Genomic DNA, 11,624 nt, shown 5'->3' with positions numbered 1-11,624 from the left:
CACCCGGGAGAGTAGGTCGCCGCCCTCACCTATCAGGCCCCTTTTACAGAAATGTCAAAGGGGCCTTTTTTTGATTATTATTACTAAAAAAAGCCAACAGTTATTAATATAGCTGTTGGCTTTTTTATTGGTGTTTTGTTGAGTTTACCAGTTTTTCAATTCTTCATATATTTTATGTACAGGAAGTCCCATTACTGTATAGAAAGAACCTACTAATTTATGGACTGCTGCATAGCCTATCCATTCCTGGATGCCATATGCTCCTGCTTTATCAAAAGGCTGGCATTTATCTATATAGAATTCTATTTCATCATCTGATAATTTATTGAAATGGACCTCTGTAATGTCCGAGTAGACTGTTTTTCTTGATTTGTCCATCATACAAACTCCAGATACTACTTGATGAGATTTGCCTGATAATAGCTTTAACATATCGATTGCTTCCAACTTGTTGGCGGGTTTGTTCAATACTTTTCCATCAACTAGTACCGTGGTATCGGATGTAATTAGTAACTCATCAAATGCAAGGTCTGATTCAAATGCTTTTGCTTTCTTTTCAGCCAAATAGGTAGCTACTTCAGTGGGGGCCAAATCCTCTGGGAAATCTTCATTTACTTCCTTTGTGCGGACTTCAAAAGGTATAAATAGACCTTTCATTAACTCTTGTCTTCTAGGGGACTTGGAGGCAAGAACTATTTTTTTTGTGTTTAGTATAGGAAACAATTTATTGATAGTTATAATACGGATAATTAAATTCTTCTTCTTTTATTGAGCCAAATAGTAAGCCTGATAATAATTTGGGGTAAAAATAGGTTGATTTCTGGGGAAGGATATGTCCTGAATTACATACTTTTATTATTTCTTCGATTTTTATTGCTCTTGTAAGTAGGACCATAGCTACTTCCTCCTTGCTCAATTTTTGTTGACATACCTCTAAATCATTTGCATATTCTATACTATTCGAATATCGTTGTTGATTTAGGGGAATTCCTACTGTTTTGTCGACAAAGAAAAAGTGTAGAATGGATATATCCAATTCTTTTAGCATGGCTGGTGCTGATATGGTGAAATCTTTAAATAACTCTCGCTTAAAAAGCATGCCGTATGAACTTTTTTTGGTTAAAAGTATAAAGCTCCATTTAGATTTTATTTGGTTGGGATGAGCGATGTCATGTTGGGATAAGGGAATCAGATCAAAATACTTTTTCGCTTTAGTTAGTGTTTCTTTTTCAGTAAGTTGTATGTTTTTTAGTAATCTATGTGTAGGTAGGATTTTTAAATTATTTGAACTTGAATTAGTAAAGTACATCATATGGTAATTATAACCTTCTTTGCCGTTATGGTAGGGGTTCTTTCTAGTACACTTATTTTTATATTCAATGGCAGCTTGGATTCTATGATGGCCGTCAGCAAGAATGATCTTTTTTGATTTTATTAAGCCAAGAAATTTTTTGACGATCATAGGATCGGTTATTCTTGCAAGGACATCCCTTACACCGAGGTCATCGATTATATCATACAAAGGAATTTTCATGGCGTCATCCATATATTTCTCCAAGTGAAAGGTTTTGTCCTCATAAAGGCCATGAGTAGGACTAGATTGCATCAAAGTTTCTTTTAGAACTTGTACGCGTTCACTAACGGATGATGGGATCGTGTCTTCATGCCTCAAGATCACCTTTTCTTCCCAGTTATAGGCTTTGATCTGTGCTATAAAGCCTTTTCTGCAATATTCCTTATTGTCATTAGGTAGAGTGAAGTACTGGTAATAAACATATATAGCTGGCTCCCTATCCTGAATTAGGATAGCATCATGTTTCCATTTTTTGATAATCTTACCTGGCTTTGCGGCTTTGTCAGGCAATGTTATGTGTATGCTGTTAAAAGGAAATTGATAAAGTTTCATTAATTGCTTTGCGCTAGCAACATCAAATAGCGGTGAAACAAGTTGTTCTAAGGGAATTCCCAAGTTCTCATTGTATCGCCAAGCACGTAAAGGGAGTATTTCAGCCACGTTTTTTCCTTTTGGTCCAATTGCTTTTTTCATTTAGAGACTTACTTGGATAGGCTTGGTTTTTTGGGGATGACTGTTTGAAAATATAGACACCTAATGCGGCCAGTATTGTCTTTTCATCCCTAGAGAATTCAGTGACCAAGTTCTCAGGACTGAAAAACTTTTCTATAAACTTTGTATCAAATGCACCTGACCTAAAAGAAGGATGTTTCATGACGTATTTGGCAAATTGAAGTGTATTTTCAATTCCCGTAATTTTATAGCCATCGATAGCCCGTATCATTTTTTCAATACATTTCTCTCTGTCCTCAGCATAACAAATCAATTTAGCGATCATAGGATCATAATATATTGGGATATCCATTCCTTCTTCAAATCCATCATCTACTCGTATCCCCGGTCCTTCAGGCCTTTTATAGGTATGGAGTTTACCTATGTCTGGCAGGAAGTTGTTTTTAGGATCTTCGGCATACACCCTGGTTTCAATTGCATGTCCAGTAATACTTAAATCCTCTTGGTTAAAACTTAATGCTTTTCCTTCAGCTATAAGCACTTGCTCTCGTACTAGGTCTTTTCCTGTAATAAGTTCAGTTACAGGATGCTCCACCTGTAGTCTAGTGTTCATTTCAAGAAAATAAAAATTCAATTTTTCATCTACAATAAATTCAACTGTCCCTGCACCGTAGTAATTACAGGCCTTGGCAACATTGATTGCAGCTATGCCCATTTTCTGCCGCATGCTAGGCGTAACTACAGCTGAAGGAGCTTCTTCTATTACCTTTTGGTGTCTTCTTTGTATGGAGCATTCTCTTTCAAAAAGATGGACAATATTGCCATGTTGGTCTCCCAATATTTGAATTTCTATATGACGAGGTGAATTGATGTATTTTTCTATGAACACAGCACCATCTCCAAAGGAACTATGGGCTTCACTTACCGCTCTTTGTACTTGTTCCTCAAATTGTTCTTCATCGCCTACTATTCGCATGCCTTTTCCTCCCCCTCCGGCACTGGCTTTAATGAGAATAGGGTAGCCTATATTTTTGGCAACTTTTTTTGCTTCCTTTAGGTCTGATATGGGATCATCGGTACCCGGAACCAAAGGGATATTATACTGGCTTACTGCTTTTTTTGCGCCGAGTTTACTGCCCATAATCTCTATTGCAGCAGAAGAGGGACCTATGAAAATGATCCCAGCTTCTTGGACTTTCTGTGCGAAAGCAGCGTTTTCTGAGAGGAAACCATAGCCAGGATGAATGGCATCTACCTTTAAGCCTATAGACAATTGAATGATTTTGTCTTGTAAAAGGTAGGATTGTTTGGAAGGGGCAGGTCCCAGGCAGACAGCTTCGTCTGCAAAATGTACATGTGGAGCGTTTCTATCAGCCTCACTGTATACTGCCACAGAAAGTATTTCCATTTCACGTAGCGTTCTCATGATCCTTAGGGCTATTTCTCCTCTATTGGCAATTAGGACTTTTTTGATCTTGGACATAGGTTATCTGGACTATGAATATGTTGAAAAAATGCTTTTTAATAATATAACAATAAATGGAGGAATTGTGAAATGTGATAGCTTTTTTGCAGATAACTTGAAAAAATGCTATTTTTGGGGGTTTTAACGAACAGTATAAGAAGTAAGCAGTAAGTACTCTAAACGATTATTAGTTTTGGATATATTTGAAAAACTACAGACAAACCTAGGACCACTTGGCAAGCACTCTGACTTGTCAGAAGGATATTTTATGTTCCCAAAATTGGAGGGTGAAATAGCTCCTAGAATGAAATTTAAGGGAAAGGAAGTATTGACCTGGAGTTTGAACAACTACCTAGGCTTAGCTAACCACCCAGAAGTGAGAAAGGCTGATGCAGCAGCTGCAGAGAAATGGGGGGCCGCATATCCCATGGGAGCGAGAATGATGTCTGGTAATACGGATTTACATGAGAAGTTGGAAAGAGAGCTGGCAGAGTTTGTTGGAAAAGAAAAAGCTTACTTGCTCAATTTCGGTTATCAAGGGATCATGTCCGTGATTGATTCTTTGGTGGATCGTAAGGACGTCATTGTGTATGACAGTGAATGCCATGCTTGTATTATTGATGCTTTGAGAATGCATATGGGGAAACGTTTCGTTTTTCCTCATAATGATATGGAAAATTTCGAAAAGCAATTGGTAAGAGCAGAGAAGTTGACTAACGAAACTGGTGGCGGCATTCTGGTTATTACTGAAGGTGTTTTTGGGATGACCGGTAATATGGGGGATCTGAAAGGCATTGTGAAGTTAAAAGAAAAATTCCAATTCAGGTTATTGGTAGATGATGCGCATGGTTTTGGTACCATGGGGGCCACCGGTGCTGGAGCAGGAGAGGAGCAAGGAGTTCAGGATCAAATAGATCTTTATTTCTCTACTTTTGCTAAATCCATGGCTGGTATTGGTGCATTTATCGCCGGTGATGAAAAAGTGGTTCATTACCTGAAGTATAATATGCGTTCTCAGATCTTTGCTAAATCACTTCCTATGGTGTTTGTAGAAGGTGGATTGAAGCGATTGGAACTATTGAGAAATAATCCTGAGCACAAAGCTAATCTTTGGAAAGTGGTCAATGCACTTCAAAATGGCTTAAAAGAAAAAGGATTCAGTATCGGTACGACTACTACTCCTGTAACTCCTGTGGTACTGAATGGAACAGTAGGAGAAGCAGCTACCCTAAGTAAGGATTTGAGGGAAAATTATAATATCTTCTGCTCTGTAGTTATCTACCCAGTGGTACCAAAGGGAATGATTATTTTAAGATTAATCCCTACTGCTGTCCATACACTGGAGGATGTGGCAGAAACTATCTCTGCTTTTGAAGCCATTAAGGATAAACTTTCTAGTGGATATTATAAAACCACAGAACTAGCGACTTCATTTGGTGAATAAAGTTTTAAAAAATATGGCTGATCTGTTGTTTTATAAACATTTTGACTATATTGAATGAAAAATAAACTTATCATCAACCTAAAAATTAATTTTTATCATGAGTAGATTTAGTGAAATCAAAGATCTAGTGACGTCTTTGGAAGCTGACTTCGAAAAGTTCTATGAAAAGAAAAATTCAGCAGCGGGTACCAGAGTTAGAAAAGGTATGCAAGAGATGAAAAATATGGCCCAAGAAATTCGTAAAGAAGTTCAGGACATTAAAAATAAAGGTTAATATAAGCTTTAAAAGTAGAAAAAAGCTGGCCAATTAAAGTGGCCAGCTTTTTTTTATACTGTTTGTGAAAGTTCTTTGATCTTCTTATCTAAACTTTCAGTAGCTCTAAGAAGTGGTAACCTCACCTGGTCTCCACAGACTCCCAAGTGTTTCAAAAGGTTTTTGACTCCCACAGGGTTGCTTTCTGCATACATCAGTGGGTTGATTTCCAGTAAACGGAAAGTAGCGTTTTTGGCCTCTTCAGGGCTTCCGTGACAGATGGTCTTAAAGATATCTGGGAAGCTATTGGCAAGAACCGATATAACCCCTTCACAGCCTATGGCACGCATTGAGGCCGTTAGCATATCGTCGCCTGAGATCAAGATAAAATCTTCAGGTTTATTTTTACAGATTTCCATACACTGTACCAAATCTCCACTGGCTTCTTTTATTCCAATGATATTGGCATGTTTTGAAAGGGCCAATGTGGTCTGTCCAGCCATATTGGACATGGTTCTGCCAGGTACATTATAAAGAATCACAGGAACTGGACAGGCATCAGCGATTTTCTCGAAGTGGATTTGAATGCCAGCCTGACTAGGCTTGTTGTAATAGGGACTCACAGAAAGGATAGCGTCTACTTTGCTTAGGTCGGTGTCATTGATTTCATCAATGGCTGCTTGGGTGTTATTTGCCCCAATTCCGTAAACAATGGGTAACCTTCCGTTGTTAATTTTAATGGCTTCAGCAAGGACGGAACGTTTTTCCTCTCTGGATAAGGTAGATGCTTCTCCAGTAGTTCCTTGAACAACCAAGTAATCAGCACCGCCCTTGATAACATGTTCCACTACCTTTTCTAACCCTCCAAAATCAATATTTCCTTCCTCATCAAAAGGCGTAACCAAGGCTACTCCCGTCCCAATAAATTTTTTCATTTCTAAATTATCTTCTTTAGGTACTTAAGTAAATTTTTAATATTATGGTCCAAATCCGTATTTTCCTTTGCTAACATTAAATCGAAGCTATGGGAAGCCGATTGGTTATAGAAACCAATTTTGCATCGAGCAACTTTTTGATTAACGACTAGTTTTTGGAAGTCGTTAAAGTCTGTTAGTGTAGACAAAAACAGGTCTGCAGGGCTCTTCAAGAAATCTTGTAAATGATCTTTTGGTTTGCCAAACAAAGAAAACCCCTTACTTGAAAAAGCTCCCTCAGCAGTTGATTTATCTGTATAATATACGGTTTGAATTTCCAGCTTTGCTGGCCATTCTTTTTGGATAGTTTCTTCAGCTATAGCCAATTCTTCGTAAGAATCTGCTAAAATATGAATTGATTTTATATCATCCATTGATTTTAACCAATTCTCTAGGGTATTGCCTTTATTTTTTTTGAGCTGAAGGGAAACGAAGAATTTTTTAATCCATTTCATATCTTTTTCTGAGTGGTTAATCCTGGATCATTTGAATAAATTCCTCTTCAGAAATAAGTTTTACACCCAATTTTTCAGCTTTTTCTTTTTTACTAGGCCCCATATCTGCTCCTTCAATGATAAAGTCCAAACTTTTAGAAACGGACTTTACATATGTTCCTCCATGTGCAGTCACGGTATCGATTATTTCATCCCTTTTAAAATATTCCAATTTTCCCGAAGCCAAAATTTTCTTTCCTTCCAGTACATTACTCTTTTTACTGGGCATATCTTCCTCTTTGATCTCAAAATGCAAGCCTTGGGCCCTTAGTCTTTTAATGATATTGAGGTTTTCTTCCTGCTTGAAAAATTCCTTTAAACTATATACCAAAGTTTCCCCAATCCCATTGATCTCCAATAAGTTTTCGGGAGAGCTCTGCATGAGCTGGTCAATGTTTCCAAAGTGGTGGGCCAATATCTGTGCTGTGTTTTCTCCTATATTTCTGATACCCAAGGCGAAAAGTACTTTCTCAAAAGGCTGATTTTTAGAGGATTCGATTCCGTGAAACATATTTGAAATGACACCTTCTTGGAATGTATTGCCCTTTAACTTTTTGATTTTTTCTTCTTGCTCAGTACTTAGCTCAAAATCAAAGGCCAAAACGATGTCATGTACCGTGTTTTTCTCTTGAGATAATTGATGGAGTTTTTCCAAGCTGATTTGTTTGCCCACAAAAAGAGATAGGACTACTGAGCAAGGCAAAAAGTCCTCAATCTGATCATGAGGGAGGTCAGCTAGCCGCTCTAACAAAATTTCTAATGATCCCAAATTTTGAGCTTTGCCGGATTTTTGGATTTCAATAAAGCTTTTGAATTTTTCTAGCTTTGGCTGTAGTTCCAGTGTCTCATTATCTTGAAGGAATTGATCTATGGCAGTAAGTGAAATGCCATGGGTGATAGAAAAAAGTGCTTTTTTTAGAATCACATACAGGTATCCTTCACTGCTCTTGTCATATTGATCATTATTGATCTCCAAGCCCAGTAGCATTTCTCTTTGGTCATGCAGCTCATAAAGATCTGCTGGGTTCGCGACATAACCTTGGTTGATCAATGCCCTGATCCTCTCTGTTCCCAATGAGTCAATATCCATCGCCCTTTTGGATACAAAATGCTCTATTCTTCCCAATATTTGGGGAGGGCATGAATTGGCATTTGGACAGAAGTGCTTGGCCTCACCCTCTTTTCTTTCCAGTAAAGTTCCGCATTCTGGACAATGGGTGATATATTGGACAGGTTGGGTACCTGTTTTTCTCTTTTCTAGGACTATTCCGGTTATTTTAGGTATGATTTCCCCTCCTTTTTCTACTAGTACTGTATCTCCATTATGAAGACCTAAACGTTCTATTTCATTGGCATTATGTAGAGAGGCTCTTTTTACTGTAGTCCTAGCCAAGGAAACAGGGGAAAGGTTAGCTACAGGGGTTATGGCCCCCGTTCTTCCTACCTGATAAGTGACCGACATCAATTCACTTTCAGCACTTTCTGCTTTATATTTGTAGGCAATGGCCCACCTTGGTATTTTAGCAGTATAGCCGAGCTCTTCTCTTTGCCCGTAGTCGTTGATTTTTAGCACCACACCATCCGTTTCCAAGGGTAATTCATGACGTTTTTCCCTCCAAGATTCGATATAGTCTAATACCGAGTTGATGTCAGTGCAGTTTTTATAAGTAGGGGAAATATTAAATCCCCATTTTTCCAATAATTTTATAGCATCAAAGTGATTTTCAACCTCAAGATCATCCCCAAGAAGCTGGTAGCAATAGCAGTTTAACCTTCTTTTGGCTACTACACTGCTGTCTTGCATTTTAAGGGTCCCTGAAGCAGTGTTTCTTGGATTGGCCAATAAGGCTTCATCATTGGCAGCCCTTTCAGTGTTGATCTTTTCAAATTCCTTGATGCCCAAAAATATTTCGCCCCGTACCTCAAATTTGGAGGGAATATCATCACCTTCAAGAAATAGGGGGATACTTTGGATGGTTTTTACATTTTCAGTGACATTATCACCTCTATAGCCATCTCCGCGGGTGACGGCCCTTACGAGCTTCCCTTGTTCATAGACAAGACTAATTGCAACTCCATCGAATTTTAGCTCACAAAAATAGGAATACTGCTTATGGCCCAAGCCTTTGATCACCCGTTCATCGAAGGCTTCTAAATCTTCCTTGGAATAGGTGTTTCCCAAAGAGAGCATTCTCGTTTCATGATCAACAGTTTCGAATTCTTTGGTTATGGTGCCACCTACGCGCAGGCTAGGGCTATTTTTATCCTGTAATTCTGGATATTGATTTTCTAGAACGATAAGCTCATTTAAAAGTTGGTCAAATTCATAATCAGAAATCTCTGTACGGTCTTCCTGATAATAGAGCTGGTTATGGTGATTGATAGCAGTAGTGAGTTCTGCAATCCTTTTTTTTGCTTCGGATTTGGGAATGGTGTTCATGTAGATCCTTTGAGGTTCTGCTTGCTTTTTTGTAGTTCAAATCTACAGCTTTTGAGTGAAAATTTCCGTCTTATAGGGCTGCTATTATTTTTTTCTCAAAGTTAGTGAATAAGACGTGATATTAAATCGAAATAATTATATTTGAAATCCAGTTTTATCGAAATGAATAAGAGTAAAAAAGTAGAAGAGAAGATAATGGAGATGGCTAATAAGCTGTTTTTCCAAAACGGGTACAAGAATACGACAATGGATGAAATATCCAAAAAACTAGGAATGAGCAAAAAAACAGTTTATATGTACTTTCCTGGTAAGCTTGAATTGTTGGAAGCTTCTTTTAACCTACTAAGAACTAAGCTGTCTATCAAGGTAGAGACCATCTTACAGGATGAAAATTTGCCCTTTCTTATGAAATTGAAATCCATGCTTTCTGCAATTGCCTCGGATCTAGCCCCCATCAATCCTCAACTGGTGGCGGATTTAAGGGAGCAGGTGCCAGAAGTTTGGGCAGCATTGGAGGATTATATACGTACATCAGCTTATTTGAGGTTCCAAAGACTGGTACAGTACGGGATCGATCAAGGCTTGGTATCGTCCAAGGTGAATAAGAGTATGGTGGTGTTGATATATGCTTCTGCCATTCAGAATTTGATAGATCCAAAGTTTTTGGGACAGTTTCCCTCCGAAATGATTGATGGATTGGAGCTTAAACCCGCTAAAATCTATGATCAGGCGATTTCCATTATTTTTGAAGGTATATTGACAGACGAGGCCAAACAGGAGTACACAGGACAAGAGTGATCCTGAACGACGGTTCAAAATAAAAATATAGAATCCTCAAAATTTGATATGAATGAAGAGGGAATAAACAGAGTGAGGTAACTGTTCTTGATTTATGATTACTTCACTCTGTAGATATTTGTTCAGATGGGATTGGTACTAAAGGTTTCTTTCTTCAATTTGTTTTTTATTGTTCATCTTCTCCGAAGGCTTTAAGGATATCTTCCTCTGTCATTCTCAGTTTTGATTTGCAGGCTTTGACCAATGTGCTGGCTTCTTTTACTAAAGCAGAAAGTTCATCTATGCTTTTGTCATCTTCCTCCAACTGGTTAACAATTTCTTCAATCCGACCAATCGACTTATCGTAGCTAAAGTTTTCTTTATTGCTCATTTTCTTCAATGCTATTTACGGTACTTTTGATTTTTTCAGATAGGGTATAGGTAGTCAGTTCATCTCCACTTTTGATGCCTACATTATTAATGGGGGTTCCCATGATTTCTGTTCGGGTATAACCTCTTTTCAAAAAGGTGTTTGGGTCCAGTCTTTGCAAATCTTTGTCTAGACGATTTAACTTAAAATTTTCATTGCTGAGAATATTGGAAACGGACTTTTTCATGGCTGATTCCATATGCAATAATTCACTGGATTTAAGTTTAAGGATATGCTGGGCTTGGGAAATGATCCTTTGCCTGAGCACTTGAGTCTGGTCCTTACTCCGCTGGATTTGGTTTTGGGAAATGCTTTTAAGCAAATGCTCCAAGTTAGAGATTTTTCGGTCTTCTTTTTGGAGTTGGTATGCGGCATGTCTCTCTATTTGCTTGAAATGGGTTTCCAGTAAATCTTCAAAATTTCTGAATCCCGAAAGGATAAATTCAGCAACTGCAGTAGGTGTTTTCATCTTAGTATGGGCTACCATGTCTGCTATTGATTCATCCCTTTCGTGACCAATGCCAGTTACTACAGGCAGTGAAGTACAAGCGATGGATTTAGCCAACTCATAATCATCAAAACAGTCCAAGTCAAGTTGTGCCCCGCCTCCCCTGATGATCACCATTAAATCAAACTTTTCTTTTATGAGATCAGCTTCGACTTGTTTGATGGCCAAGATTAAACTGTCTACTGCCTGATCACCTTGCATTGTTGCCTGATAGAGTTTGTAATGTACTTTATATTGGCTGCGGTTATGCGCTACTTGGTTGATAAAGTCGCCATATCCAGCGGCATTGACTGAGCTGATAACGGCGACTTTTTGTGGGACCTTGGATAGTAAAAATTGCTTATTGAGGTCCATGAGCCCTTCCTTGTTGAGCAAGTCAATAGTTTCCTGTCTTTTTCTGGCCTTTTCACCCAAGGTGAAATTGGGGTCGATATCTTTGATGTTTACACTTAATCCATATACTTCATGGAATTGTACGCCGACTTGTGCCAGGATTTTCATTCCGGCTTTTAAGTTTTGTCCTGTAATAGTGTTGAATCTGGATGCAATGCCCCTGTACGTATATGACCAAATATTTGCCCGGATTTTGGCGAGGATATTTTTGTTGGATTTTTCAACCAGTTCCAAATAAGCATGTCCCCGAGGCGAATCCCTGAATTCTCCAATTTCAGCAATTACCCAATAGGAGGGGGCCAAATTAGCATCAAGGCTTTGTTGAATCAGTTGGTTAAGTTCTAATAATGATAGAGGGCTTTGCATAAGACAAAATAAATAAAAAATAGCCAGCGTAGCCGGCTATTCGATTTCTTTTTT

Annotated in this window: 11 protein-coding genes and 1 rRNA gene (1 of these 12 cut by a window edge); 4 read left to right on the top strand and 8 right to left on the bottom strand. The window is 38.3% G+C overall.

All coding sequences use genetic code 11. The features are described from left to right. Positions 1 to 28 (top strand): 5S ribosomal RNA (gene rrf, locus KZP23_RS21250); it begins 84 nt to the left of the window's first position. A gap of 116 nt (positions 29 to 144) precedes the next feature. Here the strand turns inward: rrf and KZP23_RS21245 are convergent. The 3 genes from KZP23_RS21245 to KZP23_RS21235 are packed head-to-tail and all read right to left on the bottom strand — an operon-like array spanning position 145 to position 3,509. Then, positions 145 to 723, bottom strand: a complete 579-nt coding sequence (locus KZP23_RS21245) for a Maf family nucleotide pyrophosphatase (protein ID WP_262904763.1) — start codon at positions 721 to 723, stop codon at positions 145 to 147. 1 nt (position 724) lies between these two features. Next, positions 725 to 2,047, bottom strand: a complete 1,323-nt coding sequence (locus tag KZP23_RS21240; protein ID WP_226333821.1) for a DUF1015 domain-containing protein — start codon at positions 2,045 to 2,047, stop codon at positions 725 to 727. After that, positions 2,007 to 3,509, bottom strand: a complete 1,503-nt coding sequence (locus KZP23_RS21235; protein WP_226333820.1) for an acetyl-CoA carboxylase biotin carboxylase subunit — start codon at positions 3,507 to 3,509, stop codon at positions 2,007 to 2,009. The genes KZP23_RS21240 and KZP23_RS21235 overlap by 41 nt, the downstream gene beginning before the upstream one ends. A gap of 175 nt (positions 3,510 to 3,684) precedes the next feature. On the opposite strand from KZP23_RS21235, the gene KZP23_RS21230 reads away from it, so the two are divergent. Beyond that, on the top strand, positions 3,685 to 4,935 hold the full coding sequence (locus tag KZP23_RS21230; RefSeq protein ID WP_226333819.1) for an aminotransferase class I/II-fold pyridoxal phosphate-dependent enzyme: 1,251 nt from the start codon (positions 3,685 to 3,687) through the stop codon (positions 4,933 to 4,935). Between the two features lie 97 nt (positions 4,936 to 5,032). Further along, positions 5,033 to 5,209: a histone H1 gene (locus tag KZP23_RS21225; protein WP_226333818.1), complete on the top strand. Its 177-nt coding sequence runs from the start codon at positions 5,033 to 5,035 to the stop codon at positions 5,207 to 5,209. Between the two features lie 53 nt (positions 5,210 to 5,262). Here KZP23_RS21225 and dapA read toward each other — a convergent pair whose 3' ends face one another. Genes dapA through ligA form a run of 3 tightly spaced genes read right to left on the bottom strand, consistent with a single transcriptional unit; the run spans position 5,263 to position 9,096 of the window. Beyond that, positions 5,263 to 6,123 carry a 4-hydroxy-tetrahydrodipicolinate synthase gene (gene dapA, locus KZP23_RS21220; RefSeq protein WP_226333817.1) on the bottom strand — a complete coding sequence of 287 codons (861 nt, stop codon included), beginning with the start codon at positions 6,121 to 6,123 and terminating at the stop codon, positions 5,263 to 5,265. Between the two features lie 2 nt (positions 6,124 to 6,125). Next, complete coding sequence (locus tag KZP23_RS21215) at positions 6,126 to 6,617, bottom strand: DUF6913 domain-containing protein (protein ID WP_226333816.1); 492 nt, start codon at positions 6,615 to 6,617, stop codon at positions 6,126 to 6,128. Positions 6,618 to 6,633: 16 nt separating this feature from the next. Next, positions 6,634 to 9,096, bottom strand: coding sequence for an NAD-dependent DNA ligase LigA (gene ligA, locus KZP23_RS21210; RefSeq protein ID WP_226333815.1), 2,463 nt, complete (start codon positions 9,094 to 9,096; stop codon positions 6,634 to 6,636). A gap of 162 nt (positions 9,097 to 9,258) precedes the next feature. On the opposite strand from ligA, the gene KZP23_RS21205 reads away from it, so the two are divergent. Continuing rightward, positions 9,259 to 9,894 carry a TetR/AcrR family transcriptional regulator gene (locus KZP23_RS21205; RefSeq protein WP_226333814.1) on the top strand — a complete coding sequence of 212 codons (636 nt, stop codon included), beginning with the start codon at positions 9,259 to 9,261 and terminating at the stop codon, positions 9,892 to 9,894. 166 nt (positions 9,895 to 10,060) lie between these two features. On the opposite strand, the gene xseB is transcribed toward KZP23_RS21205, so the two are convergent. Both xseB and xseA read right to left on the bottom strand, forming a co-directional pair. Beyond that, positions 10,061 to 10,264, bottom strand: a complete 204-nt coding sequence (gene xseB / locus KZP23_RS21200; protein ID WP_226333813.1) for an exodeoxyribonuclease VII small subunit — start codon at positions 10,262 to 10,264, stop codon at positions 10,061 to 10,063. Then, positions 10,254 to 11,570: an exodeoxyribonuclease VII large subunit gene (gene xseA / locus KZP23_RS21195; RefSeq protein WP_226333812.1), complete on the bottom strand. Its 1,317-nt coding sequence runs from the start codon at positions 11,568 to 11,570 to the stop codon at positions 10,254 to 10,256. The genes xseB and xseA overlap by 11 nt, the downstream gene beginning before the upstream one ends. Positions 11,571 to 11,624 lie beyond the last annotated feature (54 nt).

This window comes from Echinicola marina (genome assembly GCF_020463795.1).
Classification (GTDB): Bacteria; Bacteroidota; Bacteroidia; order Cytophagales; family Cyclobacteriaceae; genus Echinicola; species Echinicola marina.
The sequence above is the reverse complement of the archived record's forward strand: the minus strand, read 5'-3'. Positions and strand labels throughout refer to the sequence as shown.

What these genes read in the sequence shown, in the direction of transcription:
- xseB (WP_226333813.1), bottom strand. Translation starts at nt 10,264, where the DNA reads ATGAGCAATAAAGAAAACTTTAGCTACGATAAGTCGATTGGTCGGATT.
- xseA (WP_226333812.1), bottom strand. Translation starts at nt 11,570, where the DNA reads ATGCAAAGCCCTCTATCATTATTAGAACTTAACCAACTGATTCAACAA.
- KZP23_RS21240 (WP_226333821.1), bottom strand. Translation starts at nt 2,047, where the DNA reads ATGAAAAAAGCAATTGGACCAAAAGGAAAAAACGTGGCTGAAATACTC.
- KZP23_RS21215 (WP_226333816.1), bottom strand. Translation starts at nt 6,617, where the DNA reads ATGAAATGGATTAAAAAATTCTTCGTTTCCCTTCAGCTCAAAAAAAAT.
- KZP23_RS21225 (WP_226333818.1), top strand. Translation starts at nt 5,033, where the DNA reads ATGAGTAGATTTAGTGAAATCAAAGATCTAGTGACGTCTTTGGAAGCT.
- dapA (WP_226333817.1), bottom strand. Translation starts at nt 6,123, where the DNA reads ATGAAAAAATTTATTGGGACGGGAGTAGCCTTGGTTACGCCTTTTGAT.
- KZP23_RS21205 (WP_226333814.1), top strand. Translation starts at nt 9,259, where the DNA reads ATGAATAAGAGTAAAAAAGTAGAAGAGAAGATAATGGAGATGGCTAAT.
- KZP23_RS21235 (WP_226333820.1), bottom strand. Translation starts at nt 3,509, where the DNA reads ATGTCCAAGATCAAAAAAGTCCTAATTGCCAATAGAGGAGAAATAGCC.
- ligA (WP_226333815.1), bottom strand. Translation starts at nt 9,096, where the DNA reads ATGAACACCATTCCCAAATCCGAAGCAAAAAAAAGGATTGCAGAACTC.